Origin of the sequence: Pseudalkalibacillus sp. A8, from assembly GCF_045920555.1 — a bacterium.
Lineage (GTDB): Bacteria > Bacillota > Bacilli > Bacillales > Fictibacillaceae > Pseudalkalibacillus.
This window is the reverse complement of record NZ_CP174509.1, coordinates 1834947-1861396: the sequence shown is the minus strand read 5'-3', so window position 1 is coordinate 1861396 and position 26450 is coordinate 1834947. Positions and strand designations below refer to the sequence as shown.

The following is a 26450-nucleotide window of genomic DNA, read 5'->3' as shown; positions in this document are numbered from 1 at the left end:
AAAACCTCCTCATAATTTAGAATCCACTACGTAGATTCTGCATCCATCAGGAGATTCCTTTATTAAATTGTAAAAATATGGAGTATTCATTTGGACTGGGTAATTCTCGCCGATTTACGATTAATCACGCAGATATACCAAAATCGCGCGACTTTTTCCGATAATCAAGCCGAAAATCATAAGAATCTCGCCATTTTTATAATAGACAAATCCGAACACGGCGATTGTTTAAATCCCAAAGGCTCCAACCTCAGGCCAATCGTTCTGTTTCCCTCTTCTTAAATCCCATTTAATCAAACACTCCCGATATTTGCTAAATCAATGCAAGGCATTGAAAGGATGTCAATATTTTGATCATCTTTCCCCGATTTTAAACAATCATACCAAAATATAGTAACATTTATTTGGTCATTGATATGATCCACTCTTTAAAGTCTACAACGCGTTCATATCTTGGTGTCTCGTCAGTACCTGTAATAATCAATGGGGTGATGGAATCATCTTTGTGTAAGGAGCCGTGCCCCGCACCACCGATATGGGTGGGAGTGTGCGAATCAACAAATTCATATCCAGGTTTTGCATCCACGATCACAAAACGACCTTCATGGGAATGCAATGCTCCATACAACCTTGCAAGCCCATCAGGGTAATCCCCGTATTCAATTTTGTTTCCTTCATTTATTTTAAGATCCATCACTGATAAATCGCCGTCCAAATCCCATTTTTGTTTGTAATCATCTTTATAACTATCACCAGGGCTGAAAATAAGTTCACGATCCGACTCTGTAGATACGACATGATTTAGCTGTCCGTTTTTCCAAGCGATGAAGTTTATTCTTGGATCCTCTTTTAATTCCGAAACGACATCCGTTTCTGGAATATTATCATCCAACAGATAAATATACGTCATCCGTTCATTAACAGCCAGAACAACCTGATCTTGTTTCTCTAGAGAACTACCGATTTCCCAGAGATGGTACTTATTTAAAAGCTTACGCAAATCAATCAGGGCCTTCCTCTTGTCATCCTTTATCGAAGACTGCCCGCTGTCACCGTAGACGATCCAAATTGCGCTTTTAATCGCATCGTCCCATGAATCGTACAGATTCAATATAGATTGTATTTGCTCATCCAATTTCTCAATTCCTTTACGATCCATCGGCCCATTTTTGTGTACATCATGGTCCATATCTGAAAAATAAGCCAGTGTAAAAGCTGGGAGTCGATCCTGTTGAATCAGATGCTTCAGTTCTTTAGCAGAAAACTTATCATTATAGCCCATGTTTTGCCACGCATTGATATTCATTCTGTTTTCTGGATTATGGTATGACATGGCACCTAAAGACAATATGGACGGCCCATCAACGGTTGAGTTTTCCGGCAAAATGTTGGCCATTCGGGCTAACTGGGGGACGTTTAAAACATGTTTTTGTTTTCCTCGAAAAATCAGCCCATTTATCGAAGCAGATGCCCTATTGGATTCCGACAGTACTTCATATAAGGTTGGTGTCTTTTCACTCAAATGCTTCTGATTCAAATTGAATAATCCGTCTTGAAGGACTTGGTTCATACCTAAACGTAAAATCTCGCCTTTCCCGCTGCCATAATTGATCAACCGACTTTCCTCTTTATTGAACCACACCAGTCCTGGTACTTGATGTCCATCCGGATACGTTCCGGTCATAAGGGTGCTGTCGATTGTTACCGACATGGTTGGATACGAGCTAATAACCTCAGTATGCAGCTGTCCTTTTTGAATCAAGAATTCCAACGCAGGTGCTTTACCTTCTTGGATCGCTTGCTGCAACGGTTTGTCCATCAATGAATCAACAAGTAAAAGCACGACTGGCTTTGATGATGGACCACCCGCATCATTGTCGTAGGCTTTCGGTGATGTAGCAAACCCGAAAACGTATATTGAAAAAACAATCAATACGATAAGAAGAACGAGCGCGCCACGCTTTACCATAACTTTAAACATCCCTTGTTCAGCAATTTATTCTTATGGTGCCCAGATGTTTCTATCCTATTTTTCGTCTTAATGCTTTTTACATGAAAAATTGGGATTGTTCTACTAACATGTTGTGGTTGAGGAAGAACAAAATAAGTATGTCTTTCGTTCACTTTAGTAAGGGAGGTATTTACAAAATGAACAGAAGAAATATTCAATGGTTGCCTGTCATTGCATCTGTAGGTATTGGTGCCGCCGCTTACAGTATGATGTCTGGAAGACAAGCAGGTCAACTTCAAAACGTTATTCCCGGTATGACGAACATGGGTGGAATGGGTGGTAACACACAAGCCAACCAAGGAACAAACCAAATGCAGTAGTAGAAACTGGTTAAGTACTGACTCGGATCGGGTCAGTACTTTTTCAGCTTTAAATGGGCTAAAAGGACTTAGAGGTGTCGCGATGGATTTAGCGGACTCCAGAGACCTTATTCGTATAAAATCATTAAAATCCAGCTGCTTTTCTGCTGATTAACTGATCAGATGTCCACTAATTTCTGGTAACACCACTTTTTGTCACAAATAGAGGAACAGATGTCCGCTAACTTTAAAGGAACAATAAAAATGAGGCTGTCCAATTGCTGAGTACCAGCCCTCTTCGACATAAGTCATCGAGAGTCAGGCACATGTTGGACAGCCTCTAACTCATTCAAGCAAGATGACATTCAAGCCCCATCGGACCCCATTCAGACTCGAAAACAAAACCTGATTCTGGATGGAAATCCAATGTCAGTTCGTCATCTAAGTTCCTTTTTGTAAAATGATCGATGTAAAACTCGATTCCTTCTGCTCGAATGACTGAATCGCTTTTCCTTGAATCGTCCTCAATCAACTTGAACTTCATCATCGTACCGCAACCACCTTGCATTTCCGCATCGATACGCAGGATTTTATCTGGTGCAAGCTTCAACTTTTTTAGTTCGTGAAGTGCCATTTCGGTTATTTTGAGGTTCATCTTCATTTCCTCCTCCCAACCGATCTATAAGACTGGTTTTTGAGAACAATCGCTCTTTGACCTTTTGGCCAGTCGGTGTGATCGCCAATCCACCTAATGCGGTCTCTTTCAAAGATCGCGGCAAGCTTTTACCTATATCATACATCGTATCAATCACTTCGTCACATGGTATTCGGCTTTCTACCCCAGCCAGTGCCATATCCGCTGAAGAAAAAGCGATTGAAGTTCCGATCACATTCCGTTTGATGCAAGGTACTTCAACCAATCCCGCAACAGGGTCACAGACGAGCCCTAGTAAAGATTTCATAGCCATAGCCGTTGCGTGGACCGCTTGGCGCGGCGAACCACCCTTCAGCTCGACAATCGTACCTGCAGCCATAGCCGTAGCTGAACCTACCTCTGCCTGGCACCCACCTGCAGCTCCTGATATGAACGATCGGTTAGCAATAACATAACCGAGCATACTGGCTGTAAACAATCCCATCACAAGGTCGTCAAGGTCGAGATCCGTGTTTTTATGAAGGGAAAACAATACGCCTGGTAAGATTCCTGCTGCCCCGGCGGTTGGTGTCGCTACGATCACTCCCATACGGGCATTGCTTTCAGATGTCGCCATCGAGCAAGCCATTGCATCACTGATAATTGAACCAGATAGGACGTCTCCCGCTTCAATATACGCCTTCATTTTGACAGCATCTCCACCTGAGATTCCACTCGGTGCTACGGTTGCATCGTTCAATCCTTCCGTAACTGCATTCTGCATCTTGATCAAGCGCTCTTTCATCATGTCGATAATCTCTTGCTTTGATCTGCCGGATTTTATTTGCTCCTGATCGATCATCGCTTCTGCAATCGTCTTATTTTCACGTTCACAATAATCGATCAAGGCCGCTGTCGATTGGATATCCATACCTCTCACCTCCTATCAACCCATATACTGGGCATCATGTTGAAGAATCTTTTTCAAATCGTCATGACTGCTAATAGACAAATCGACATTTTCATCATTGATTCTAAAGATCTTGGCAAGCCCACCACCAACTGAAGCACCGCCGACAATCATTTTTCGGGATCCGAGTTTCACCGTCAGGATTGCAACATTCGGATGATCGAATTCACTACTGGTTTCTTTTAATACAAAATCGTACTCCAAATTTGCTTCTGCCGCTAATTCATAAGAATGTTTGATTCGCATGTCTTCCGTATCAAAACCAAGCAAGCCGCCAAGTATAGCTTTATCAGTGCCATGTCCCTGGTAGGTCTCTGCAAAAGAATCATATAGCTTGATTTCAGCCTGACAAGGTACACCACCTATAAGTTCATAGGCAACGCGGCCAATCCAAACTGCACCTGCTGTATGGGAACTCGAAGGACCGACCATGATCGGTCCTATAATATCAAAACAACTATTGTAGACCATATAAACGCCTCCTTAACACAGGGAACTTTCTCCATCTATTGCCAAAAATAAAAAGGACAAAGAAGGTGAATTCACCTGCTCTGTCCTTTTTACCTGAGAGATTATTGGTTACCCCTTTGGTGGCTTTCGCGCTCTCCAGAGATGCGTCCAATCGCAGTTCGTTTACCTGAGAGATTTGTTCCATGGTTTTCTGAAACTTGCTCCTTCGGTGTCGGGATTTGAACCTCCGACTCTCCCACAATCTTCATTCGCACATATATTTACTTCTTAATTGTATTATGTGGGATTTAAGGTTGATTTGTCAATTATTTCAGGAAACGCTTACACTAGTGACAGTGAAAGCATCCCTTGTACAAGAGGTTGAGAGATGCAGCCGAACTTCAAATTGCATAAAAAATGAAAAGCTGCCCCCTTCATTTCACACTGGACAGCCTTCAAAAATTGCTATTCAGTCAGGATTTATTCCTTCAATTCAATGTCTTTAATTTGTGCTTGGGGCATTAGGATTTCTTTTGCATTGAATTCTTTTAAAGGCATATGGTTGCTGATGCGATTGGGTGCATCCGGATTTGCCAATGCACTTGTGCCGAGACTTATATAATCAGCTTCACCTTGATTAATCAGCTTCCGTGCTTTATCTGGCTCTCCTAAACCACCATTGGCAATGACCGGAAGGCCGCTGAAATCTTTGGCTGCCTTAGCCATTGTTTTCGTTCCGACTCCAAAACTTGGAGCAGCGCCATCTCCATCGGTTACATGGATATAGTCTAGAGTGGTTTTTCCAAGCATTGAAAAGATCGTATAAGCATCCTTCTCACCATTCGGCCACTTATGTTCCTGATCCGCGACCTTCCCTTGTGAAATACGAATACCGACCATGAAATCCTCTCCAACTGCTTCTCGAACTGCTTCAATGATTTCAAGACTGAACTGAAGGCGATTTTCAAGCGATCCTCCATATTGATCCTGTCGATGGTTTAAATAATCAGTCAAGAATTGGTCTAGTAAATAGCCATTGGCTCCATGAATCTCAATGCCGTCAAAACCAGCCTCTTTGGAAAGAATTGCTGCGTTTGCAAATGCCTTTTTCACATCGGCAATCTCGTTCACCGTGATTTCTTTCGGCTCTTTATATGGACCGGATCCACCGTAAAACGGAAGTTGCTCCCCTTTTGGACGGATTGAAGATGGTGCTACCGTTTCATCTGTAAAACGGTTACCTTGTGCCTGACTTCCGGCATGCATAAGTTGTGCAATCATTTTCGTACCATGTTGATGAACAGTTTCTACGATCGGTTTCCATGCTTCCATTTGTTTAACGTCTGTAATTCCTGGCTGGTTATGATAACCTTGACTGTAGGATTTATCAAGATAAATTCCTTCTGTTATAATTGCCCCGAAACCACCTTCAGCATAGCGTTCATAATACTTTTCCATCCGTTCATTAGCTTGTCCGTCGGTTTCCGCACTTACACGGGTCATCGGGGCCACCAAATAACGATTTTTCAATTCCACTTTTCCCAGTTTTCCTATATTGTATAATGGATCCATTATCCTCGCACTCCCTTTCATAATGTTAGTGGATATACTTTATTAAGTTATTGTTTAAGGTAACAGGGCATATATACGGAATCAAGATATAAGCTCAAAGAAAAAACACCCACTAGGGGTGTCATTATGTATGGCTGGGCTAGCTGGATTCGAACCAGCGCATGACGGAGTCAAAGTCCGTTGCCTTACCGCTTGGCTATAGCCCATTAATGTTGAACACATCTTCTATTATTGATTATTATTTTAAAAAATATGCTAAAAAATTTCAAGAATTTCAAGTGTGAATGATGGACGCTTACAGGGGTAAATTAACCTTGAGGTGATGACTGATGAGATTGGTCGATGAAATATATGATACGTTTAAATACCACTTTTCAGCTGATGAAGAAGATATGTATCCAATTGTATATGGATTGCTCGTGGAAAAATCGCGGGAAGAAATTTTCGAACATTTGGAAGAACTATCTGATGAGGAGTTGAACGAGATGGTGACTTTATTCATACTTGATCAACTTCAGAAAAAATTAGCTGAAGAAGGAATCGGCCGTGTAACCCTTGGGCAGGATTACACAGACGATTATCTTCAACAGTAATTTTTTCAAGTCTGTTGAAATTCTTTTTCCATTTTGAATACTTTTGAATCTGTGTATACAAAATTGATAGCCCGATGCCGAATATTGCTGAGACAAATGACTGATACCCCTTTAATAACAAGTCCACGGATAAGGACGAGTAATGAAGAAAATATAAAATGAAGCATAGAGTCCAAACATCATTTTAGTTTGAATAAGATTCTTCCATTCATTAATAAGGTCAAAAAGATGATGAGTCCGACCAGGACACGTTCCAAAACCAGGTCTTCAGGATAATTGATTCCGATCGGAGTCAAATTGATGTACTTTTTGATACAACGCTCCTACCTTCCTTATTACTTGATCGTTTCCTTTTTTACCAGGCCATAACCCAGAGCTTCCAAAGCTTGTTGTAATGTAGTATAGATATTTAAATTGTGTAGATCAATTCCCAGGTTAACTGCAGTAATCGCAACTGCTGAACGGATCCCTGTAATCACCGCTTTAACTCCCAAAAGCTTTAGCGTTGTGACTAGCTGAAAAATATGATGCGCAACCATAGTATCAACGATTGTTAAACCAGACAAATCGATGATCAATCGCTCCAGTTTCATATCCTGACACCGCTCTAAAGCTTTTTCTTGTATCATTTTTGCGCGGTTTGTATCGATATCACCGATGATTGGAAGAACCGCTAATCCAGTGAATAAAGGTACGACTGGAACAGATAATTCCAGTAATGTATCTTGATATCTTTGTGCGATTTGCAGATTGTATTCGACATAGCTTTTGCTGTAGCCAAAGACAGCTTGATCCAGTACAGGGTCTAATCCGTTTGCTATTTTAATGATATCTTCCCCACCAAGCCTTTCTTGTTCCACTATTTCAGCGATGAAAATCCAAAGGGCTTTTCGATAATATTGTGTATTTTGAAGCGCTTCAGTTATCGGTACATCTTTTACGACTGCTTCTTTTCCTTTTTCGATCCCCCAATCGATCGCTTCGTTAAAATTTGCATGGTCATCTTTTTTCAAGTTGGTACCGATCATTTCGATCAACTTCAATGCCCTTTCTTTCATTGCTTCTTCTGTCAAGAAATCATTATCCACATTGACCGCCTCTAATCGGAGCAGGGCTATTTTATCAGCGATCCTCTGTTTATTTTCTATAATTTTTTCAGCAACATAAAAGACTCTGTCTGTCTGTTCTGTATGATTCATGTATCCTTTACCCCTTTATTGATGATAATTTACCTAATTAATTCTCCAGAAACAAATAAAATCCCTGCAAGTCTGACATATGTTCGTTCATATATGAGAAGGAATCCTTAAGGTTATGTTGGAATATATTTGTCAGATATATTTTTTAGGAGATGAAGTAGATGGAATCTATAGCTGTAATCTATTTAGAAGAAGTGAAGTCGAATATCAAAGGATTGAAAACGCAGGGTGAGCGTGTATTTTTGCAATTATCTACAGAAGAGCTATTTTGGACACCCAATAAAGAATCCAACAGTATCGCAATCATTGTCAAACATTTGAGCGGGAATATGGTTTCGAGATGGACTGACTTTTTGAACACAGATGGAGAGAAACCCGATCGTCATCGTGATACTGAGTTCATTGATAATATGGATACACGAGACGAATTAATGGCTATGTGGGAAAACGGATGGGACGTCTTCGTGAATACGATAGATTCCCTAAATGAAGAAGACTTGATGAAGACGGTCTATATCCGAAAGGAACCCTTGAACGTGGTCAATGCAATCCAAAGACAAATTACACATTACTCTTCCCACATCGGCCAAATCATTTACATCGGAAAACAACTGAAAGGAGGCGACTGGAACACATTGAGCATCCCAAGAGGCAAATCAGATCAGTACATCCCATAGTGTACCAGGTACCCTTTCAAACCTCTTTATACACCTCGCTTCCAGAACGGTGCCAGGCACCGGATGAAAGTTCTTGTGGCTCTAAGGTCTTATTTCGGTTCCTGGCACTTTTTTAGCTGATAAAATAAGGGATAATGGAATTCTTTTACGTCGCTCGTACTCCTCAATCGTACTGAAACGATGACGTTCTGGGGTTCCTTCCTTCAGGTCTATGAGCATGAATCCAGCATCTAGCAATTCTTGTACATATCGTTCTATGGTCAGATGATATTTTGTCACCGTTTGGTTGATCCAAGGCTCGTGTCGTTCTCCGATAGCGAAATAATCATCTACAATCCAATCTGTACGTTGCTTTCCTTCAGCACTCTTCATTGAAGCCGTGATAATAGGGTGCTGTACACTGAATACAAACTTCCCATCATCTCTCAACATTTGATGGATCTTTTGAAAAAGCGCAAAAAGATCTGCTAAATAATGAAAAACGAACCGAGAAATAATGAGATCATACTTCTTGTTCCCAGTCTTCAAATTATTTAAATCCATTTGCTCCAACAAAGCATTCGTATCCTTTAAATTTCCTTCAGCTAGTTCAATCATTTTCTCTGATCCATCTATACCATGGTAACTTGATGCCCCACCAGCGAAAAGTTCGACCCCAGTCTGGCCATCACCGCAACCAAGGTCGAGTACGTCTTTTCCTTTAACATCACCGAGTAAGACCATCAATGCAGGCCCTCCAATGACATTGTTCGGGCTTTCTGCTCGATGACGCCTCTCTTGATACCGATGAAAGAAATCATCCTTATCGTAATACGAATATCCTCCCATGATTAATCCCTGCCTTCTTTTACATCGAGTAGAAAGATCCGCTTTGAACCCCCCCGCGTACATCAGCTTTTCTGTTCCGGATCGACTCAAGCTCTTCAATTGTAAATCCTCGGGCTTTTGCAAGCGCATAGACTACTTCCATCAGATCAGCTAACTCTTCAAGCACAGAATCGCTATCCTCAGCATCCTGGTATTCCTTAAGCTCCTCTCCCGCCTTTTCCTCTAGAGCTTTTAAGTATTCTTTTTCATCCAGGATACGAGTCTCGTAATCATCTCCACCAGCATCAATGATTTCAGGAATCCGAACACGAACCAATTTACTATAAACAGGCATTTCAATCGCTCCTACCATGATCTATATTTGAAAACCGTTACATTTCGGAAGCAATGCATAATTTAACCCAAGGAATGGTTTTGACACTCAAAAGGGATAGAACACTTCAGAGCCATCTAATTTGTTTAATATTCTCCGGGTTTGCAAAACCGTCTAAGTATCTCCTATCTCCAACGATACAAATCTCTATACCTCCATATTTTACATATAACGGATGTGTTATTTCGTCAAGATTACAATAACGTTATGTATCCTTCGAACTCTTCTGTGTCCAAAAATGTTTGCCCGTACCGCCTTTCCGTAATCTTTTCCAGTCTTTGCGATCACCGGGTTTTCTTTTCAGTAATCCCTTCCCTCCACTTTTTCCTCAAGATCCTAACCCTATAACTCTATATCGCTCAGCCACTTCTTTTCCTATATTATACCATTCTGATAGGTTGCTATCAGAAATTTTCCAATTCACTGCCTCTTCCCTAACACCTTTCATCGAACTATGATAATATTTTTCTAGAGGAGGGATTTTAAGATGAAATCGTTTGAGGAAAAGTTGGATCAATACGCTGAACTCGTTGTAAAAACCGGATTGAATATACAAGAAGGACAACGCTTGTTGATTCTTTCGCCGATCGAAGCAAAAGAGTTTACACGCAAAGTTACGAAGCACGCTTATGATAATGGTTGTAAACGGGTATTTGTTGACTGGAAAGATACCGAAACCAGCCGCTTCCACTTTGAAGGAGCTTCTGAAGAAACTTTGAAAGATGATCTGCCACAGTGGGAAATCGACAAGTATAATAGTTTCGCAGAAAACAATGATTGCTTGTTAAACATTACGGGAGACGACCCGAATGCATACAAGGGAGTACCTCCAGAGCGTATCATGTGGGTACAGAAAAATCGCGGTGAAAAGCTCCAATCATTCTCAAAAGCACAGCTGAATGGGGATATTCACTGGGCGATCGCTGGTGTTCCTACTGTAGGTTGGGCAAAAAGTGTTTTCCCTGATAAAAGTGAAGAGGAAGCAATCGAGGCGCTTTGGGAAGCAATTTTCAAAACTGTCCGTATCGATCAGGAAGACCCTGTCGCAGCCTGGGAGGAACATGGTAAAGCTCTTTCTGAAAAAGTAGATTACTTGAATGAGAAGCGCTTTAAGACGCTCCATTATCAATCAGAAGGGACTGACCTGACCATTGACCTTCATCCGGATCATCTATGGATCGGGGGTGGTCATGAATCGACTTTCAATTCGTCTTACATACCGAACCTTCCGACTGAAGAAGTTTTCACAACCCCACATAAAAATGGTGTGAATGGAACGGTCTCTAGTAAAAAGCCTTTATCTGCAATGGGAAATATAATCGATAACTTCAGCATCACTTTTGAAGATGGTAAAGTTGTTGATTTCAGTGCAGAAACAGGTTATGACACACTTAAACAATTGCTTGAGATTGATGAAGGTATGAAATTCCTGGGTGAGGTTGCTTTAGTACCATACGACTCGCCGATTTCGAACAGCGGGATCATTTTCAACAACACACTTTATGATGAAAATGCCTCCTGTCACCTGGCAATTGGAACTGCCATTACCATGTCTGTCAAAGACGTTGGCAAACTTTCCAAAGAAGAGTTAGAAGAACGAGGCGTCAACCAAAGCCGAGGTCATACCGACTTTATGATCGGATCTGCTGACTTGGATATTGTCGCACAAACAAGTGACGGCCAAAAGGTTCAACTGTTCAAAGACGGAAACTGGGAAATTTAAAAAATAATAGGACTGACTATGACGATGTTTTGCTTCCAAAAGGAATCTTGCATCCTTCCTAGTCTAGTCCTGTTTTTATTATGCAAAATCAAAAATTTCCACCTGAAGATCTTGATTGACTTTAATGATTTTCCCTTTTCCATCCGTCCCTTGTTTAGCGTCGTGATGACAGTTCTGACAGTATGAATACGCCAAGTTCGGGGGATACCCTGCCTTCAAAATATCCTCCACCGATTGAACGCCATAGCAGTTGGAACATTGAAAGTTCCAGTATCTTTTTTCTTTACCATATAAATGAATTCCGTGCAATTCCCACTCTTGGACTGAATACTTTTGCATTGCCACTTAACACCTTCCTTACCATACAATCTATTTAGGCATCAAATGTTATAGAACATTACCAAAGGCTTGACTTCTTAAAGGTTAAATCATCTTTATGAACGATATATGAAGAATCCTATAACTTTCTTTAACGTTTGAATGACGTGAATTTTTGGCTCTGTTAAAATTCATTGTTGATATATGCAAAATTTACTCCCTTTCCACAGGCGATCCGCAAGCCTCCTCGATCGTTTTCCAGGAGTGGCGGGAATTTAGCTTCAGAAAATTTGCTGCAAAACATCAACATTACTATATAAAAAAGCCAAATTTTCAAGAAAAAAAGACAGCCACATTTATGCAGCTGTCATGAACGCTTCTTACTATACTTCAGGCTGCCTTCCACTAGCATTCCGACCCCTAATCCTAGCAAAGTTCCTGCTGGCACCTGGTCAAAAAGAAAACCAAGACCGATTCCTATCATTAACGCTCCGCCAATGATCAACTTCCCCACACTCCTTGCCGACTTATCTTACTTATATGTACGGATGTTTTCATAAAAGTTTCAGATCAGGAGAGGGTCATGTCTTGATCTAGTGTAAAAGTGTAAGCACCGGTGGATTCTAGAGCGACTAATTGCTAACTGGATTTGAATTCGTCTGTTGCTCCAATAACTGTTGAATAACGAGATGGCGATATTGTGCTACCCTGTTGACCTTTGCTTCCATCACTGCTTTCGTCGCATGTACAGGAACCGTTTTGTTATTCGTCAACACAACCTCACAATGTTCCGGGTCAACTCGAAGGATTTCCTTCACATGACTGTGTGCGATCCAAATACATGACTCACTCTTTGATGACTGTGTCGGAAAGAAAAAGATTCCTGAACGATAGCACACTCTGATCGGGACCATTCTGCTGAACTTCTTGACATGTATAGCCCCTTCGACTCTTCCTTGCAAGCTTGAACCAAAATACAAACAACTGTCTTTCATGATATCAATCGGCTTCCGTTTCACGATAAACTCACGCTCGGATTCAATCACAAGTGAATAAAGATTGCCGAAAGAATCAAAATGAGGCAAAATCACCATCACTAATCAAATAAACTTCACCTTTCATATTCCCCATAATAAATACCCCCCAAATAATGATTATGTTTGAAGGTCTAAGGTGCAAAACACGGTTTACACTACAATCCCCTTTCCTTTAGTTAGGATTATAGTACCATATAATGTAAATATATTATATGTTTTTTTGTATATATAATTTTAATATTTTATACCATTGTATGGTGTTACTGATAAATACTCCTTATCAAAAAATAAAAACCAATGCCTGGTAGGCATGGTTCTAATTTTTAAATAATGCGGATGTTTCACTTAAGTCAGGTAGCCCTTTTGTAAAATACTCATGATATAGGAATCTTGCCAGGATCCATTATGAAACCTTGTTTCGCGCAGGTGTCCTTCAACCTGGAAGCCGATTCGTTTATACATTCCAATTGCATGTTCGTTTTCAGCAAAGACTCTGAGTGCAAGACGATGCATGTTCATTTCCTTAAACACATATTCCATCAACAATCCCATTGCTTCGGGACCAGCACCTTTTCCACGATATTCAGCTTCACATATGGCGATATAACATTCCGCATTTTTGTGGTAATGATTAATGTTGAACAAACCGGTATAACCAATCGGCTTTTTATCTTTAATATCTACAATAACATAATTCTTCCGGTTATCAGGCTGTAGCATCCTCTTCAAGCTCTCCTCAGCTTCATCCAGCGAATACAGATCGATGAAAGGATTAACAAGCGGAGCAATCTTCATATCATTTTGCCATTTATGGTATGCAGGTGCATCTTCCACAGTCATTTTCCGTAGGGAAACTTTTTCTCCTTGAAACAACATATAATCGACCTCATCTCGTTTTTTATTACTTTTGTCACATATATCATTCGATTCCAACTCAATAAACCCTTCATTTAAATGTCCTGGTAGATGCTTTAGCATAAAATGTCGATAAACATTTCTTTTGGCCCCCTCAAAAAAATATGTACAAGAGATGGAAATTGACTTATTATTATATCGTTATAATACATTTATACCAGAAGGAGAAAGAGTAAATGGAAAACTTAATATTGAAAAAAGAGTTGAGCAACCATGAGCTTCATCTGTTAGGCTCAGAAATGGAAAAAAGAAAGAAGTCCACAGTAGTAACCTGGTTACTATGGTTGTTCCTCGGCGGGTTCGGTGGGCATCGCTGCTATTTAGGAAGAGTTGGTTCTGGAGTTGCGATGACGTTAACGCTTGGCGGTTTAGGGATCTGGGCATTGATTGATGCATTTTTCATCAATGGGATGTTGAAGAAAAAGAATGAAGAAATCGAGGCGACCATACTTCAAGAAATCAAGCAAGTGAATCAGAAAGCAGCTCTATAAAATGATGAATCGTTTAGTACACGATAAAGAAAAAGGATATTTTATTTTTGCTCTCGTTCTAAGCGTTGTGACGTATCTTGTCCTCATCTTTTCCATTATCGGGATCCTCTATATCTTAGGAGGTCTCCTCATCACGACGCTTTTACATGGATTGATGGTCGGAAACATCCTTAATAACGGAGTAAGACTTACCAAAAATCAATATCCGGAAGTCTATGAGAGAACTCTTGTATTATGTGATCAAATGGGGCTCGATAAAGTGCCAGATGTATATGTGATGCAGTCGGATGGAATTCTGAACGCATTCGCTACCCGTTTTTTCGGAAGGAACTTCGTAGTATTATATTCTGATATTTTCGAACTCCATCTTCGTCAAAACAGCAAAGAGCTGGACTTTATCATTGCGCATGAATTAGCCCATATCCAAAGAAACCACATAATGAAACAACTGATCATATTACCGGCACTTTGGACTCCTTTTTTAGGAAATGCCTATTCACGGGCGTGTGAACACACGTGTGATCGCATTGCAGCCGTAACCGTCCGTAATGTTGACGCTGGAATCCGCAGCTTATGTTTATTAGCGATCGGTAAGGTATTGTTCAATGATATGAACGTCTTCGATTACCTTGAGCAACACCAAAAGGAAAAAGGATTTTTTGTATGGTTCTCCCATGTCATGAGCACTCATCCGCCATTACCATTACGTATAAACGAATTGCAACAATTACAAGCATATCCTCAACTGTATGGATTTGATCCATCACATTTTGAAAAAGTCCAAACTTCAGCTTGATTGAGACTCCCACGGCTAAAGCCGCAAGCCCTACACCTTACGGTGTGAGGGGTGGGATTCTTGAATGACTAAGCGTTCGCAGTCCATTTCTGTTTTGAACAGCCTCCAAGATGAGGGTATCTCATTACCCCGTCCCATGCAGTTAAAATGTACCCACATGGGCGGCATACCTATTACCAGTATGCTAGGCTACTAAACCCGAAATCGCTTTCGATATATTAATGGCTCCATTGAGGTCAGCATGACAGGTGTAGCCACATTCTCTACATTGAAAATGGAGACCGTTTCGATTTTCTTTCGCTTGATGACCACATTTGCAAGTTTGACTGGTGTATTCTGGATTCACCAATTCAAAACGGATCCCTATCATCTCAGCTTTGTATTTGATGAACTCTTTAAGTTGGTAGAACGACCATGAATGCAGGCTCCTACCTTGGTCGTTTTTCTTTGATTTGGTAGTATTTCGAATATCCGTCAAGTCTTCCATGCGAATCACTCCAACACCGTTGGCGAGTGCAAGGTTAACGATTTGACGGCTGATTTTATGGTTCTGGTCTTTCATCCAACGAGACTCTTTGCCTTTGGAATTCTTAATGGCTTGTAGTTTTTTCGCTTTTCCTAGTCTCCTTCTTCTTGCCGAGAAGTGTCTACGAGTATATGCGACTTTTGAGCCTTTAAAGAAGAAAGACTTTGTTCCAATACTGGCAACTGCGAGATATCGAAGTCCCAAGTCAATCCCCATGACTTTTTTACCTTGTGATGATTCCACATTCCAAGTGATTGAAATGGCAAGATACCATTTCTTTTTCTTTTGATAAAGCTTTCCAGTCCCTATCTTTACGCTTCCACTGATCATTTGATCAAGCCACTTTATTTGAAATGGTTTTGCTATTACTGGAACCCCTATACGTTTTGCAAGTGTAGGAAAAGAAACGGTGTATAATTTACTCTTCTTTTCTATTTTTAAGTTTTGATTATTAAAGCAGCACCACATTTTACGGAAGGTCTTTGCTTTCTGATTTTTCTTTTGAAATTTTACTTCTCTAATGGTTTGATTAATGACTGCGGATGGAAATTTCTCTGCTGAAAACTCCTTAAAGATTCGACTGGTTGCCTGATTTATGTCTGGATGAAGCAATAACCAGTTCGCAAATCCTGTATTTGTCTCTGCCATTCGTTTATACATCTGTTGTTTGGCAAGAGTCGGTTTATGTAGCTCTAAGCGTAGCGTGATTGTCGGCATATATTCACCCCCATTTCTTTAAAATAGTCTCTCGGAAATTAATTTTTCCTGATCGCTCTAGTCTTTTGACTAGGGCTTTTTTATTGTTTCACCCCCAAACAGAGGTACGAACAAACCTTCCTCTTGACAAATCAATTTCGCCCCAAAAATCGAGTTGAAGATCTAAAAAATACTCGAAAGGGGAATTTTAATGCTTCAAAACGTTCGTTCTCATGAATCTTATCTACACTTTGTGGTTGAACAGCTCGATATCCACTACAAGAACAAAACCTTCTTAAAGGACTTCTTCTTTGAACCTATCATCTGGTGTTCATTAATGAACCTAACGGATACCGCAGCTCTCCTTAAACATCGGTATTCCTCTGACCCTAGAGGCAGGAAACCACGAAATCCTTGTGATATGCTTCGCAGTCTACTGCTTATGCATCAACAACAAGTAACAAGTGTGAATCAATGGGTGTTCACCTTAAAAACAACTCCCATTTTGGCCATCCTAAGTGGCTTTTCTCCAGACAACGTTCCTGGGGTTGGTACGTTTTACGACTTTTTCAATCGTCTTTGGCTGAGGTCAACCCCACACCTTTCCAATCGAAAGAAACGAAAGTTAAAGAAATCGAAAAAGAAAGGCAAAAAGAATCAGAAACTAGAGCCTAAAAATCCACACATTGTAGAGAAGCTGGTGAAACGTGTCTTAAAAAATAAAAACGTTCGATATACGCCAAAGGCACATGATCAACTCCAAGTGCTTTTTCAATCACTTTTCGTAAACAAATCTGAATCAGATGGGTTACTAGGAAACACAAAGTCCCTAAGTATTCTAGGTGATGGAACTCCCGTAGTGACCGGAGGTCGACCTTTCGGTCAGTTTCTTTGTGACTGTCGGAAACGAGGGCACTGGAAGTGCCAATATAACCGCCTATTTTCAGATCCTGATGCCGATTACGGTTGGGATAGTTCAAGAGAAAAGTATTATTATGGTCGAAGTCTTTTCATGATCACTGCGTCAGATAGTCCCTATGACTTACCAATTTATCCAAGAATGTATCGAGCTAGTAAACATGACTCGGTTTTGTTTATTAGTACATTCCATGAACTTTTGTATTGGTATCCCAATTGGAAAATTGGAGAATGCATTTTAGATTCAGCTCTAGACGCGTATCCTATCTATGAAATGTTAGAGCACTACGATGTCTCTGCAATTATTGATCTGAATCCAAGGCGTTCTAAACATTTCGTGTATAACGAAATGAACATTAATCTAGACGGTGTTCCTGTTTGCCCCATTGGTCGAGAAATGCTAGATTGGGGAGTTGATAAGAAACGATTTCGCCGTAAATGGCGATGCCCAGCTGCGGTCGGAAAATGGGAATGTCCAACACCATGTTCCAACTCTACATATGGTCGTACATTTTACACTTCAACAAAAGACAATCCTCGTCTTTTTCCACGTGTAAAGCGTGACAGTAAGGAATGGTATAAAAGGTATTCATTACGTACAGGGGTTGAACGTTGTATTAAACGTCAAAAAGTTGATTATCGTTTAGAGGATTCGAGAGGACGTAGTTCTAGGCACTGGAATATTCGTTCATATTGCATCGGCATGTGCCAGCATGCCGATGCGTGGGTAAAGGAAGCAAAAAAGAATAATTTTTCAAATCTTTACCCATCAATCAAGGCACTTTTGTCCTTATAAGTCATCTTAAAATACATTTTTCAAAAAATCCATAACATGTGGTTTATTTGGTATGCATTATTTTAAAAATGACTTTGAAAATTCCAATATGTCCTTCCTGAATCTGAGTTTAATCCCCCGTTAGACCCAGAATTAGTTATTTAATTTCCGAGTCTCTATTTAAAATTTTGTTGGAATAGATCTCATGAGATGTATTTTCTATAAAGTCATGTAGAGTTTGGTCGATTTCGATTTCCAAAACTTCGTTTAATTCGTTTCCATCTTCATCATATAGCTGGAAGTGTTCGTGTTTCCATTCATGAAACTTGTCTTGCAACAAGTCCATTAAGTGTGATTTCCTGTTTATCCAAAACGCTCACCCCCTTGTTTTTTGTTGTTCAACATAACGCTTAATGGTTGCACTCGATACATTTCCTGCGGTCGATACAAAATAGGAACGTGTCCAAAGACTCGGCAGATGTTGAAGATGAGGAAATTCCTCTCTTAACTTTCTAGAAGTCACTCCTTTGATTTTTGCCATAATATCAGCAGGACTAAGTGTTGGTAGTGTGTTTAGGAACATGTGGGTATGGTCTTTGTCGCACTCTAAAGCAACAATGACAATTTCTAATTCTTCACATATTTCCTGTACTAACTGTTTAAATCGTTCCTCTACATCAGTACGGAGAAATATTTTCCTTCTGTATCGAGGACAAAAAACGAAATGATAGTTGATTAATGATACGGTTTTAGCGGTGCTCCGTATCCGTTCTCACTCTCATCCCATGCCTAAAGGCGGGCTATGCCCTGCATGGGCTTTCCCGTTCGGAAAATCTGTAAATCCCTACTCCAACACAAAGAATGACCAGCCCTGTGTTTAATAAAAGGTTGTAATCCAATTCATGCAGGGTATTGAATGTGGTTCCCTCTGCAGTTACTTCATGGTATGTCCATCCGTTATATTCAAGGAACAAATACGACAACATACCTCCAATAATTAGACCGCTCAAAACAGAAATCAAGCCTTTTTTCATATTTCCGCCTCCTAACTCAACTTGAATAGTTGATGCCTTCAGGAGTTTCAACTTCACTCTTTTCACGCTTATTAAGCTTTTTGATCTGCGAAACTGCAAGCCATATTAAGAAGATCAAACAGAAAAAAGCATATATCCCAAAGTAATGACCCACTTGCTGAATTTCAGTAATGGCCTCTCCTATACTTGCTTCAGAAGAACTTCCATCAACCATAAAACCGAAAAACGCCAGGAAATTGTTCAGTGCATGACAGATGATCGGTACCCAAATATTCTTCGTCTGCAAGTAAAAGATGCTTAAGAATACACCAAGTGTAAAATGCCCGATCATGCCGCTGTTCATATGGATCAAACTGAAAATTGCCGAAGAAACAAGGATACCTGCTGTATTTCCATATTTGAAACGAAGCTTTTGGAGGAGTGTCCCCCTGAACACCAATTCTTCAACAATCGGAGCGATAAATACAATCAAGAAAAAAGAAGGTATAGAGGTTTCAGATATGAACGATTGAGTAGAGTCTCCATCCTCCAGCATTTCAATTAGAAAGTCTGGCACTAAAAATGAAAACAAATAAAAAATAAAAGTTACAGCGGATAACGAAAAGGTGATGTGGAAAATCGTGAACAGGGTTTTTTTACCCAGCCCATTTGATTTACGTATCGGTTTAAACAATCCTCCTACACTCATATCATTCTTATTGAATGCCCTTCTCAACCAAAAGATCGCCACTGCATAAAGTGTGAATTGAGAAAATGTGATGAAAGAGGTCAAGGAACCTCCCCCGTTCATGATCGATAAACTGATTCCACTAAAAGCCAAAATGCCTAAAGCCAAGGCATACCATAATATCAGGTAGCGGAATTTAATATTGATATACCTGTTGTCCATAGAAGAAAACTCCATTTCCGTTGCATTGTGATCTCCATCAACTACTGGATTCTTCCCCTCTACTTTTAGTAGAGATAGTGAGATAAATTAAAGATATGATTCCAAGGAAACCGAATATGAAAGAAACATAATCCGCTCCTGAAAATGGATATAAATAGATGAAGGCGAATATCTCACTGAATACCATTACCACGATCAATAACCACACCAAATAGTGTAAAAAAACTTCTCATAACCACAACTCCTGAATTTTATTATGTTATACGTTTAATATTCGGCGAAGGTTTCATTGATTTACTCGTATGTATCTCTACCTATAAACTTCTTTACTTTCTAGACTGGCCTTTTCACTTTTTCAAACCCATTCATAAGAAAAGGAGCTGTTTTCCAGCCCCTTGAAAATTCCTCTATTTCATGCCCTTTCCTTTGGTGAGATGGCATGGAACACCTTTACCGACCGCTCCGGGCTTTGACATCCTTTCCATGTAATCGATCCCTCTTGCGCATTGTGTTTTGCAGGCTATGCACGTTTCACTTGTCACCATTTTCATCGTGTGCTCATATTTATTTATACTCGATTCGTATCTTGAGGCTTTTTTGTTCGTTTTCTTTGCTGGTTTCTTGGCCATGCCTGAGCCCTCCTCATAAAACGTTCTTACATATTATGAAAGAGAACTGAGACGTGTCACCAGCATCAATCAAAAAGTAATCCGATAAATACGATGAAGGTCAACACGACAGACAATGAAGCACTGAAGAAAACCGTGAGGATACTCCGGAATGCTGCCTTCCAATTATCGATTGAAAACATCCCGATCACACCTAAAAAGAACGCCAGCATGGCCAAAGCAAGCATAAGCTGATAACCGATTGAAGGTTGCATTATTTGAACGACAAACGATTGAGCCAAAAACAGACCGACAGAGATAAACATAATCAGAAAGGACCAGACGTTCAGTGTTCTACTCATAGCTATCCCCTTTTCATATTGGTTTACTTACGATTTCTCTGCTGGTCCTACGGTTCCTTTAATAATCGATAGTAAAATTGCGACAAGACACTATGCGAAAAAGACAAAAAAAGAAAGACCTCAGCAGCAGGTCTCATAAAGGTTTAGCATTCTCATGTTATCGCGTTCAAAATCAAAATTGTGACAGTTATTACCCCGATCGTGTACATCCCGAACTGAAGCATTAATCCGATCGCTTTCGCAGGTTCCATACACCTATCCCCTTTCGATTTTTGACCTTCATCACCATGTCAACAAGTCACAACTTTGTCTCTTTATGAATTAGGATGTCAGAAATGAGCTTGTCTCAAACATATTTTTCAAAATTCTCCTGGAATAACGTCCTATTGTAATATTCCTATTTTATGGAAAATAAACTGATAAAGATAAGGAGGGGGTCCAAATGGCCAAACGGTATGTATCCTCTGTCACAAGAGAAGAACCCTCTTACCCTGATGAAATGTTATCCATCATCCGGGAAGGGCTGCCATCTACAGCAAACCCTAAAAGGATAATCATCCTTGGAGCTGGAATGTCTGGACTCGTTGCTGGCTCGCTTTTGAAAACAGCTGGTCATCAGATCGTCATCCTTGAAGGGAATGACCGGGTCGGCGGCAGGGTCTATACACTACGCGAACCTTTCACAAGAGGGAATTACCTTGATGCAGGGGCGATGAGGATCCCGAATACACAACCATTGGTACTTGAATACATCGAGAAGTTCAAGCTTCCGGTCAACGAGTTCATCAACACCACGCCGTACGATCTTATTTATGTCAACAACATATTGACACGAAAAAAATTGTATGAAGAAGACCCTGGAATACTCCAGTTTCCGGTGCAGGAGGCCTATAAAAAGCAAACCGCATTTGCCATTTTTACCGAAGCGGTCGAACCGTTTTTCGAGTTATATCAAAAAGCTACCCCTGCCGAACGGAAGAAACTTAGAGAAGAATACGATCAATACTCGTTTGAAACATTTTTGATGAATAATCCTTTCGGGAGGTCCTTGAACGCAGAAGAAATCCGTTTCATCCAGGTTCTTTTAGGCATTGAAGGATTCCCTGAACTATCTTTCAGCGATATCGTCACAGACATCGTCACGAATCTGTATAGTGCCGATCTGAAATATTTTGAGATCAAGGGTGGAAACGATCGGCTGCCATGGTCGTTCATGTCCGAGCTGAAACGAAATGTCTTCTTTCATCACCTAATTGAAAAAATCAAACAATACCCGGATGGGGTCATCGTTTCTGGGCGAAATCCATTATCGGGTCAAAGACAAGAGGTAAAAGGCGATTATGTCATCACGACCATTCCTTTCTCCATCTTCCAATTCGTCAGGGTCGAACCGTTTGAATCCATGTCTTTTTATAAAAGACAGGCGATTGCCGAACTGAATTATGTCGCTTCGACCAAAATCGGCCTTGAATTCAAAACAAAATTCTGGGAAAAAGAAAAGCTTTTCGGCGGAAGCCTGACCACAGATCTCCCGACGCAATTCGCCTATTATCCAAGCCATGATATCGGCGTTCCAGGACCAGGTGTCATGCTCGGCAGCTATTCATGGGGTGATAATACGGCATTGTGGGATGCGTTACCTGAAGGCAGACGGATTTATGAAGCACTGAAAATCCTTTCCTATGTACACGGACCTGTCGTATTCGAACAATTCCTCAATGGCACCTCCTTCAGCTGGGGACAAAATCAATTTTCCGGTGGATGTTTCACCTTGTTCAAACCTTATCAATTTACACGGTTCAATGAAGTGATCAAACAACCAGATGGGCGGATCCATTTCGCTGGTGAACACACCTCTTCCTTTCATGGGTGGATCGAGGGGGCGATCGAATCTGGCATACGTGCTGCAGCTGAAGTAAACAATTTGACCCTTACAGAATGAAAGTCTTTCTTTACACCTCGTTAGGGGGCTTTTTATTTTTTCTTTTAATATTGTTGACAGTGAGAATGTTTCTCAATTATAGTATAGATATTGATAATCATTCTCATTTGAGGTTGATCATAAGGAGTGGTATAGATGAAACGTGTATTGGTCTTGTTTACGAGTATGTCTGGGAATACTGAAGAAATGGCCGATCTCATTGAACGTGGAATGGATGGCCAAAACATTGATATTGTGAAGAAACAGATTGATATTGATAACGTTTCCGTGGATGAATTGAAGGAATTGGATGGGATTCTTTTCGGCTCGTATACGTGGGGAGATGGTGATCTTCCTGATGAATTAGAAGAGTTTTATGATGATCTCGGAGATGTTAAGCTGACAGGTATTCGTGCAGCAACATTCGGTTCCTGCGACTCTATGTACCCTCACTACGGTGCAGCTGTAGACATCTTAAGGGACAAGCTGTCTGAACGAGGCGCTGATATTGTTCTTGATGGGTTGAAAGTCGAACTGACACCAGACGAAGACGATGAACAAGAATGCCTTGAATATGGTAAAGCCTTCGGTCAACTGTTACATAAATGATATAATGAAAAGACTGATCCTATAACGGGGTGGATCAGTCTGGATTATCTTGACGAAATTCAACGGAATGCAATATTTTATTCCTGGACAAGAGCCTTATTTTTCAAAAAGGATTTGACTTGCTTTTTATGATGGTGGTCGTGTTCATTCATTCCTACGATGTATTTTTCAATCGTGATCGTGTTATCTCCGATTTTCAATGGTTCCTCATACCGTTGGCCAGGAAGACTTTGAATGAAATGACAAATCTCTTTCCGGGATTGGATGAACATCGAAATAAGCTCCTCCCTGCTTATACCAGACCTGGCATAATCAGAAGCATTTTTATTCATAACCTCGACGTTAGCTTGATTAAAGTCGCTACTTTCTAATTTTAAAAGTCTATCATTATAAATAAAACGGTCCCAAAAATAGAAGTGACTTATGATTTCACCGATCGACCATTTCCCTTCAGCAATTGGTTGGAGCCATAATTCACGTTGAATTGTTCGTAGAGTACTGACCCATTCACACATCTCTCCAAAAGTTAAAAGCCATTGTTCACGCTTATCCACTTTTTCCGCCTCCCTTTAGAAAACCCTCTACTATTATCTTACTAGTCACTTACATATATTGTATATTAGTATATAGACTAAGATTAGGAGAATAACGATGAACAATTCGTGGAACAAGATCGTATACAAAGTATGGTCCCCTCTTTATGACAATATCTTTAATACAGGGAGGTTTCGAAAGGCACGGCTTAAGGTATTCCAGGATGCTCCTTTTTCAAAAGGGAAAACTGTTCTTTATACAGGGGTAGGGACAGGGGCTGATTTGGAGTATATCCACCGCGATAACCTTGGAATCACGGCGGTCGATAATTCGCTAGAAATGTTGGAAAAAGCTAAGGTGAAATTCAGAGATTCTTCGATTCAATTTTTAAAAATGGATGTACAAAATCTATCTTTTGAAGATGAGTCCTTTGATTTTATTGTTGCAAGTTTGATCTTATCTGTCGTACCGAACCCAGATGTATGTTTTAAAGAAATGGAACGTGTGCTAAAAAAAGATGGCCAGTTGATCATATTTGATAAGTTCGCACCTGGTGAAGGAAAGTTAACGTTAGGTAAAAAACTGATCCGCCCTCTTATTTCAGTGCTAGGAACGGATATCGGAATCGATTTTGGAGAGTTGTACCGCAAAAACAACCGACTGTTGTCCAAAATGGAAGACTCACCGGTCATGATGAACGGGATGTACCGGAAAATCGTGTTGAAGAAGAATCACGAGTAATCGTTCATCTTCTAATTCTGGAGTAATTCTTTCCTAACTTTGCTCCTCCTATTCCTGACTTTGGGACTCCTATTCCTAACTTTTTGACTGTCAGATGTTCAAAAACCACCTTCCGCTCATAAGGAAGGTGGTTTTCGCTTATCTTTCAATCAACTGGAACTGCGCAAGTCCGTTATTCACTTTGCCGAACTCAGACGCGTGCGGGCGGTCATCGCCTTCTGTATATCCATAATCGACCATGCGGTTCCGGTTCAAGCATAACTTCGTCAATTGCGGTTTGAAGAAGTCGAACAGTTTGAAGCGTTCCTCCAACTCAGGGAATTTCGCTTGATAATCCAGGATCGATTGAACTAAAAGCCCCCAGAATGTCTGTTCATACATCAAATCATTACGTTCGAGCACATTTGATAAATAGCGTAAGTGACAGATGAATAGACCTGTAAAAATGAACTGCGTCAAACCTTCTGGCGGCTCACTGCGTAAAACAGCCTTCAAATCGTCCGTCAGCTCAGAAAGCTCCTCAAAAGGCTGGTCACTGATATTGACATCATCGACGAAATCCTTGACCGCCAGCCTGTGAGGCTTATGATTTTTCAGCACGAGGATCGTATTTTGCCCGTGCGGTGAAAAGACGGTACCATATTGGTATAAGTAATGTAGAAGCGGGTCCATGACCGTCTGAAAGAAATCCTGCATCCACTCTTCTGCCGTCAATCCAGATTGCACGATCAAGCTTTGGACAAATGGTTTCCCGTTTTTATCGACATGGTTGAGTGCTGCCAACGTAATCGCCTGTTCCCCGTCTTCCAGATATGTGTAAATGCTTTCCCGCCATATGACACCGAGCATCTCCAGGTATTGATAAGGCGCATGCTTCAACTGCTCGTACTGAGGATGGCCGTAGTTGATGCTCGCTATCTCTCCAGGTAAGATCACCCTGCATTCCTCATTTAAAAATGGATCCTTTTCATAGATGCCCTTGATGAACTCGGTAATGCGAGGAGCAATCAAGGTCCGTTCAGACGGAAGTCCGCGATAGACGAGCGTGTTCAGGATGCTCATCGGGACTTTTACATGATTCTTTTTCTTATCCGTCTGATTGGCGAAGGTGCGGATCGATTGCTGCGGTAGATAAAGATCATCACCTTCCCCAAGAGCGACGATCCGGTTCATTGCAAGGTCCTCGGGAAACATCTGGATGATGACATTCTTCCATTGCCATTCATGGATCGGCATGAAGAAATAGTCCGCACTCTTCAATCCTTTTTCCGATAAAACAGCTTCAAACCGCGACACTTCTGCCTTGTCCAATTCGTCTTCTATCACTTTTTCAAAGGTAAGCCCTTCAACAGATTGGAAGCTTGCACGATCTTTATGGACGGCAATCCATAATAGTTTCACCTCTTGCTGGTTTTCAGGGGCAAACGCAAGGTAATCATCATAGCCGAAACCGATCCGCCCTTTGTTATATGTAATCCAAGGATGGCCGCTCATCTCCCCTTCAATTTTGCTATAATCTTCATGGACCAATTCATCGGATGTTTTTGACTCCTTCATGAGCAAGTGCGCATCTGCAAGCAGCGTATGGTTCAGTTCCTTGATCAGATGCCCTGCCGTATCAGCGGACATCCCGATCATCGGTTGAATATCAAGTAAAAATTCGATTGCACTTTTCACTTTTACCCATGACCCATCAATTAAAACTTCAATCGATTGAGAATCAATATCCAAGCTATCAAACATGCGGGGGTTCGCTGTGAATCGGTATTTTTTCTGGCCAGTTACGGTCAGCTCGTAATCGTTCGAATCCTCGCTAACCCCTATGACATTAGGGTGAATCATCTCTTCATACGTATATTCCGCTAACATTTTTGCAAGCAGATTTTGGTTGGCCTCAAGCCATACCCCTTCGTTCAAGACTTGATCTATTTCCTTGCTATATAACATGTTA

The 26450-nt window shown here is 40.7% G+C and carries 32 protein-coding genes, 1 tRNA gene and 1 riboswitch; of the genes, 10 read left to right on the top strand and 23 right to left on the bottom strand.

Translation table 11 applies throughout. The features are described from left to right. Positions 1–400 precede the first annotated feature (400 nt). Positions 401–1981, bottom strand: coding sequence for an alkaline phosphatase family protein (locus ACJROX_RS09650; protein ID WP_408010543.1), 1581 nt, complete (start codon positions 1979–1981; stop codon positions 401–403). A gap of 167 nt (positions 1982–2148) precedes the next feature. Between ACJROX_RS09650 and ACJROX_RS09645 the strand changes: the two genes are divergently transcribed. Then, the gene (locus ACJROX_RS09645) at positions 2149–2331 is read left to right on the top strand and encodes a hypothetical protein (protein ID WP_408010542.1); all 183 of its coding nucleotides are present in this window, start codon (positions 2149–2151) and stop codon (positions 2329–2331) included. A 328-nt stretch (positions 2332–2659) separates the two neighbouring features. Here the strand turns inward: ACJROX_RS09645 and ACJROX_RS09640 are convergent, their stop codons facing one another. From ACJROX_RS09640 to ACJROX_RS09620, 5 genes are all read right to left on the bottom strand, one after another. Then, the gene (locus tag ACJROX_RS09640; RefSeq protein WP_408010541.1) at positions 2660–2965 is read right to left on the bottom strand and encodes an iron-sulfur cluster biosynthesis family protein; all 306 of its coding nucleotides are present in this window, start codon (positions 2963–2965) and stop codon (positions 2660–2662) included. After that, positions 2901–3875, bottom strand: coding sequence for an L-serine ammonia-lyase, iron-sulfur-dependent, subunit alpha (gene sdaAA, locus ACJROX_RS09635; RefSeq protein ID WP_408010540.1), 975 nt, complete (start codon positions 3873–3875; stop codon positions 2901–2903). Before sdaAA ends, ACJROX_RS09640 begins: the two co-directional genes overlap by 65 nt. Positions 3876–3890: 15 nt before the next feature. After that, a complete protein-coding gene (locus ACJROX_RS09630) occupies positions 3891–4385 on the bottom strand; it encodes a serine dehydratase beta chain (RefSeq protein WP_408010539.1) in 495 nt (164 codons plus the stop codon). A gap of 144 nt (positions 4386–4529) precedes the next feature. Continuing rightward, positions 4530–4633, bottom strand: a riboswitch (glycine riboswitch). Positions 4634–4844: 211 nt separating this feature from the next. After that, a complete protein-coding gene (locus tag ACJROX_RS09625) occupies positions 4845–5936 on the bottom strand; it encodes a HisA/HisF-related TIM barrel protein (RefSeq protein WP_408010538.1) in 1092 nt (363 codons plus the stop codon). Between the two features lie 131 nt (positions 5937–6067). Then, positions 6068–6142, bottom strand: a tRNA-Gln gene (locus tag ACJROX_RS09620). Between the two features lie 123 nt (positions 6143–6265). On the opposite strand from ACJROX_RS09620, the gene ACJROX_RS09615 reads away from it, so the two are divergent. Next, complete coding sequence (locus ACJROX_RS09615; RefSeq protein ID WP_408010537.1) at positions 6266–6529, top strand: DUF6154 family protein; 264 nt, start codon at positions 6266–6268, stop codon at positions 6527–6529. A 335-nt stretch (positions 6530–6864) separates the two neighbouring features. Here ACJROX_RS09615 and ACJROX_RS09610 read toward each other — a convergent pair whose 3' ends face one another. Next, a complete protein-coding gene (locus ACJROX_RS09610; protein WP_408010534.1) occupies positions 6865–7728 on the bottom strand; it encodes an STAS domain-containing protein in 864 nt (287 codons plus the stop codon). 161 nt (positions 7729–7889) lie between these two features. On the opposite strand from ACJROX_RS09610, the gene ACJROX_RS09605 reads away from it, so the two are divergent. Continuing rightward, entirely contained in the window at positions 7890–8405 is a 516-nt protein-coding gene (locus ACJROX_RS09605; RefSeq protein WP_408010532.1) for a DUF1572 family protein, read from the top strand. Positions 8406–8486: 81 nt separating this feature from the next. Here ACJROX_RS09605 and ACJROX_RS09600 read toward each other — a convergent pair whose 3' ends face one another. Both ACJROX_RS09600 and ACJROX_RS09595 read right to left on the bottom strand, forming a co-directional pair. Further along, positions 8487–9233 carry a class I SAM-dependent DNA methyltransferase gene (locus ACJROX_RS09600; protein WP_408010531.1) on the bottom strand — a complete coding sequence of 249 codons (747 nt, stop codon included), beginning with the start codon at positions 9231–9233 and terminating at the stop codon, positions 8487–8489. Between the two features lie 19 nt (positions 9234–9252). Beyond that, positions 9253–9585 carry a nucleoside triphosphate pyrophosphohydrolase gene (locus ACJROX_RS09595; protein ID WP_408010530.1) on the bottom strand — a complete coding sequence of 111 codons (333 nt, stop codon included), beginning with the start codon at positions 9583–9585 and terminating at the stop codon, positions 9253–9255. Positions 9586–10093: 508 nt separating this feature from the next. On the opposite strand from ACJROX_RS09595, the gene ACJROX_RS09590 reads away from it, so the two are divergent. Next, positions 10094–11329 carry an aminopeptidase gene (locus ACJROX_RS09590; protein WP_408010529.1) on the top strand — a complete coding sequence of 412 codons (1236 nt, stop codon included), beginning with the start codon at positions 10094–10096 and terminating at the stop codon, positions 11327–11329. Positions 11330–11407: 78 nt separating this feature from the next. Here the strand turns inward: ACJROX_RS09590 and ACJROX_RS09585 are convergent, their stop codons facing one another. From ACJROX_RS09585 to ACJROX_RS09570, 4 genes are all read right to left on the bottom strand, one after another. Next, complete coding sequence (locus ACJROX_RS09585) at positions 11408–11668, bottom strand: VVA0879 family protein (protein ID WP_408011622.1); 261 nt, start codon at positions 11666–11668, stop codon at positions 11408–11410. 346 nt (positions 11669–12014) lie between these two features. Continuing rightward, on the bottom strand, positions 12015–12161 hold the full coding sequence (locus ACJROX_RS09580) for a hypothetical protein (protein WP_408010528.1): 147 nt from the start codon (positions 12159–12161) through the stop codon (positions 12015–12017). Positions 12162–12279: 118 nt separating this feature from the next. After that, positions 12280–12741 carry a competence protein ComK gene (locus ACJROX_RS09575; RefSeq protein ID WP_408011621.1) on the bottom strand — a complete coding sequence of 154 codons (462 nt, stop codon included), beginning with the start codon at positions 12739–12741 and terminating at the stop codon, positions 12280–12282. A gap of 288 nt (positions 12742–13029) precedes the next feature. Next, entirely contained in the window at positions 13030–13662 is a 633-nt protein-coding gene (locus ACJROX_RS09570) for a GNAT family N-acetyltransferase (RefSeq protein WP_408010527.1), read from the bottom strand. A 113-nt stretch (positions 13663–13775) separates the two neighbouring features. Here ACJROX_RS09570 and ACJROX_RS09565 point away from each other — a divergent pair, with 113 nt between their 5' ends. Then, positions 13776–14090, top strand: a complete 315-nt coding sequence (locus ACJROX_RS09565; RefSeq protein ID WP_408010526.1) for a TM2 domain-containing protein — start codon at positions 13776–13778, stop codon at positions 14088–14090. A 1-nt stretch (position 14091) separates the two neighbouring features. Further along, positions 14092–14886, top strand: a complete 795-nt coding sequence (locus ACJROX_RS09560) for a M48 family metallopeptidase (protein WP_408010525.1) — start codon at positions 14092–14094, stop codon at positions 14884–14886. 184 nt (positions 14887–15070) lie between these two features. On the opposite strand, the gene ACJROX_RS09555 is transcribed toward ACJROX_RS09560, so the two are convergent. Continuing rightward, positions 15071–16129, bottom strand: a complete 1059-nt coding sequence (locus ACJROX_RS09555; protein WP_408006920.1) for an RNA-guided endonuclease TnpB family protein — start codon at positions 16127–16129, stop codon at positions 15071–15073. 190 nt (positions 16130–16319) lie between these two features. Here ACJROX_RS09555 and ACJROX_RS09550 point away from each other — a divergent pair, with 190 nt between their 5' ends. Next, the gene (locus tag ACJROX_RS09550; protein WP_408010524.1) at positions 16320–17822 is read left to right on the top strand and encodes a DDE transposase; all 1503 of its coding nucleotides are present in this window, start codon (positions 16320–16322) and stop codon (positions 17820–17822) included. 136 nt (positions 17823–17958) lie between these two features. Here ACJROX_RS09550 and ACJROX_RS09545 read toward each other — a convergent pair whose 3' ends face one another. The 7 genes from ACJROX_RS09545 to ACJROX_RS09515 all read right to left on the bottom strand — a co-directional run bounded on the left by ACJROX_RS09545 (position 17959) and on the right by ACJROX_RS09515 (position 20945). After that, entirely contained in the window at positions 17959–18147 is a 189-nt protein-coding gene (locus ACJROX_RS09545) for a hypothetical protein (protein ID WP_408010523.1), read from the bottom strand. Between the two features lie 30 nt (positions 18148–18177). After that, positions 18178–18567, bottom strand: a complete 390-nt coding sequence (gene tnpA, locus ACJROX_RS09540; protein WP_408011551.1) for an IS200/IS605 family transposase — start codon at positions 18565–18567, stop codon at positions 18178–18180. Between the two features lie 34 nt (positions 18568–18601). Then, positions 18602–18835 carry a hypothetical protein gene (locus ACJROX_RS09535; RefSeq protein WP_408010522.1) on the bottom strand — a complete coding sequence of 78 codons (234 nt, stop codon included), beginning with the start codon at positions 18833–18835 and terminating at the stop codon, positions 18602–18604. 16 nt (positions 18836–18851) lie between these two features. Further along, on the bottom strand, positions 18852–19724 hold the full coding sequence (locus ACJROX_RS09530) for a lysostaphin resistance A-like protein (protein ID WP_408010521.1): 873 nt from the start codon (positions 19722–19724) through the stop codon (positions 18852–18854). A gap of 407 nt (positions 19725–20131) precedes the next feature. Next, positions 20132–20353, bottom strand: coding sequence for a hypothetical protein (locus ACJROX_RS09525; protein WP_408010520.1), 222 nt, complete (start codon positions 20351–20353; stop codon positions 20132–20134). Positions 20354–20418: 65 nt separating this feature from the next. Continuing rightward, positions 20419–20694, bottom strand: coding sequence for a hypothetical protein (locus ACJROX_RS09520; protein ID WP_408010519.1), 276 nt, complete (start codon positions 20692–20694; stop codon positions 20419–20421). 152 nt (positions 20695–20846) lie between these two features. Then, complete coding sequence (locus tag ACJROX_RS09515; RefSeq protein WP_408010518.1) at positions 20847–20945, bottom strand: putative holin-like toxin; 99 nt, start codon at positions 20943–20945, stop codon at positions 20847–20849. Positions 20946–21136: 191 nt separating this feature from the next. Here ACJROX_RS09515 and ACJROX_RS09510 point away from each other — a divergent pair, with 191 nt between their 5' ends. Both ACJROX_RS09510 and ACJROX_RS09505 read left to right on the top strand, forming a co-directional pair. Beyond that, the gene (locus tag ACJROX_RS09510) at positions 21137–22636 is read left to right on the top strand and encodes a flavin monoamine oxidase family protein (RefSeq protein ID WP_408010517.1); all 1500 of its coding nucleotides are present in this window, start codon (positions 21137–21139) and stop codon (positions 22634–22636) included. Positions 22637–22771: 135 nt separating this feature from the next. Further along, positions 22772–23224, top strand: a complete 453-nt coding sequence (locus tag ACJROX_RS09505) for a flavodoxin (protein WP_408010515.1) — start codon at positions 22772–22774, stop codon at positions 23222–23224. A gap of 77 nt (positions 23225–23301) precedes the next feature. On the opposite strand, the gene ACJROX_RS09500 is transcribed toward ACJROX_RS09505, so the two are convergent. Further along, complete coding sequence (locus ACJROX_RS09500; protein WP_408010514.1) at positions 23302–23778, bottom strand: DinB family protein; 477 nt, start codon at positions 23776–23778, stop codon at positions 23302–23304. A gap of 97 nt (positions 23779–23875) precedes the next feature. Here ACJROX_RS09500 and ACJROX_RS09495 point away from each other — a divergent pair, with 97 nt between their 5' ends. Then, a complete protein-coding gene (locus ACJROX_RS09495) occupies positions 23876–24499 on the top strand; it encodes a class I SAM-dependent methyltransferase (RefSeq protein WP_408010513.1) in 624 nt (207 codons plus the stop codon). Positions 24500–24637: 138 nt separating this feature from the next. Here ACJROX_RS09495 and ACJROX_RS09490 read toward each other — a convergent pair whose 3' ends face one another. Further along, the gene (locus ACJROX_RS09490; protein WP_408010512.1) at positions 24638–26446 is read right to left on the bottom strand and encodes an IucA/IucC family protein; all 1809 of its coding nucleotides are present in this window, start codon (positions 26444–26446) and stop codon (positions 24638–24640) included. Positions 26447–26450: the final 4 nt, after the last annotated feature.

Coding starts and splice junctions, on each gene's coding strand:
- ACJROX_RS09650 (WP_408010543.1), bottom strand. CDS start 1,981: ATGTTTAAAGTTATGGTAAAGCGTGGCGCGCTCGTTCTTCTTATCGTA.
- ACJROX_RS09645 (WP_408010542.1), top strand. CDS start 2,149: ATGAACAGAAGAAATATTCAATGGTTGCCTGTCATTGCATCTGTAGGT.
- ACJROX_RS09640 (WP_408010541.1), bottom strand. CDS start 2,965: ATGAACCTCAAAATAACCGAAATGGCACTTCACGAACTAAAAAAGTTG.
- sdaAA (WP_408010540.1), bottom strand. CDS start 3,875: ATGGATATCCAATCGACAGCGGCCTTGATCGATTATTGTGAACGTGAA.
- ACJROX_RS09630 (WP_408010539.1), bottom strand. CDS start 4,385: ATGGTCTACAATAGTTGTTTTGATATTATAGGACCGATCATGGTCGGT.
- ACJROX_RS09625 (WP_408010538.1), bottom strand. CDS start 5,936: ATGGATCCATTATACAATATAGGAAAACTGGGAAAAGTGGAATTGAAA.
- ACJROX_RS09615 (WP_408010537.1), top strand. CDS start 6,266: ATGAGATTGGTCGATGAAATATATGATACGTTTAAATACCACTTTTCA.
- ACJROX_RS09610 (WP_408010534.1), bottom strand. CDS start 7,728: ATGAATCATACAGAACAGACAGACAGAGTCTTTTATGTTGCTGAAAAA.
- ACJROX_RS09605 (WP_408010532.1), top strand. CDS start 7,890: ATGGAATCTATAGCTGTAATCTATTTAGAAGAAGTGAAGTCGAATATC.
- ACJROX_RS09600 (WP_408010531.1), bottom strand. CDS start 9,233: ATGGGAGGATATTCGTATTACGATAAGGATGATTTCTTTCATCGGTAT.
- ACJROX_RS09595 (WP_408010530.1), bottom strand. CDS start 9,585: ATGGTAGGAGCGATTGAAATGCCTGTTTATAGTAAATTGGTTCGTGTT.
- ACJROX_RS09590 (WP_408010529.1), top strand. CDS start 10,094: ATGAAATCGTTTGAGGAAAAGTTGGATCAATACGCTGAACTCGTTGTA.
- ACJROX_RS09585 (WP_408011622.1), bottom strand. CDS start 11,668: ATGCAAAAGTATTCAGTCCAAGAGTGGGAATTGCACGGAATTCATTTA.
- ACJROX_RS09575 (WP_408011621.1), bottom strand. CDS start 12,741: ATGGTGATTTTGCCTCATTTTGATTCTTTCGGCAATCTTTATTCACTT.
- ACJROX_RS09570 (WP_408010527.1), bottom strand. CDS start 13,662: ATGCTAAAGCATCTACCAGGACATTTAAATGAAGGGTTTATTGAGTTG.
- ACJROX_RS09565 (WP_408010526.1), top strand. CDS start 13,776: ATGGAAAACTTAATATTGAAAAAAGAGTTGAGCAACCATGAGCTTCAT.
- ACJROX_RS09560 (WP_408010525.1), top strand. CDS start 14,092: ATGATGAATCGTTTAGTACACGATAAAGAAAAAGGATATTTTATTTTT.
- ACJROX_RS09555 (WP_408006920.1), bottom strand. CDS start 16,129: ATGCCGACAATCACGCTACGCTTAGAGCTACATAAACCGACTCTTGCC.
- ACJROX_RS09550 (WP_408010524.1), top strand. CDS start 16,320: ATGCTTCAAAACGTTCGTTCTCATGAATCTTATCTACACTTTGTGGTT.
- ACJROX_RS09545 (WP_408010523.1), bottom strand. CDS start 18,147: ATGGACTTGTTGCAAGACAAGTTTCATGAATGGAAACACGAACACTTC.
- ACJROX_RS09535 (WP_408010522.1), bottom strand. CDS start 18,835: ATGAAAAAAGGCTTGATTTCTGTTTTGAGCGGTCTAATTATTGGAGGT.
- ACJROX_RS09530 (WP_408010521.1), bottom strand. CDS start 19,724: ATGGACAACAGGTATATCAATATTAAATTCCGCTACCTGATATTATGG.
- ACJROX_RS09525 (WP_408010520.1), bottom strand. CDS start 20,353: ATGGCCAAGAAACCAGCAAAGAAAACGAACAAAAAAGCCTCAAGATAC.
- ACJROX_RS09520 (WP_408010519.1), bottom strand. CDS start 20,694: ATGAGTAGAACACTGAACGTCTGGTCCTTTCTGATTATGTTTATCTCT.
- ACJROX_RS09515 (WP_408010518.1), bottom strand. CDS start 20,945: ATGGAACCTGCGAAAGCGATCGGATTAATGCTTCAGTTCGGGATGTAC.
- ACJROX_RS09510 (WP_408010517.1), top strand. CDS start 21,137: ATGGCCAAACGGTATGTATCCTCTGTCACAAGAGAAGAACCCTCTTAC.
- ACJROX_RS09505 (WP_408010515.1), top strand. CDS start 22,772: ATGAAACGTGTATTGGTCTTGTTTACGAGTATGTCTGGGAATACTGAA.
- ACJROX_RS09495 (WP_408010513.1), top strand. CDS start 23,876: ATGAACAATTCGTGGAACAAGATCGTATACAAAGTATGGTCCCCTCTT.
- ACJROX_RS09490 (WP_408010512.1), bottom strand. CDS start 26,446: ATGTTATATAGCAAGGAAATAGATCAAGTCTTGAACGAAGGGGTATGG.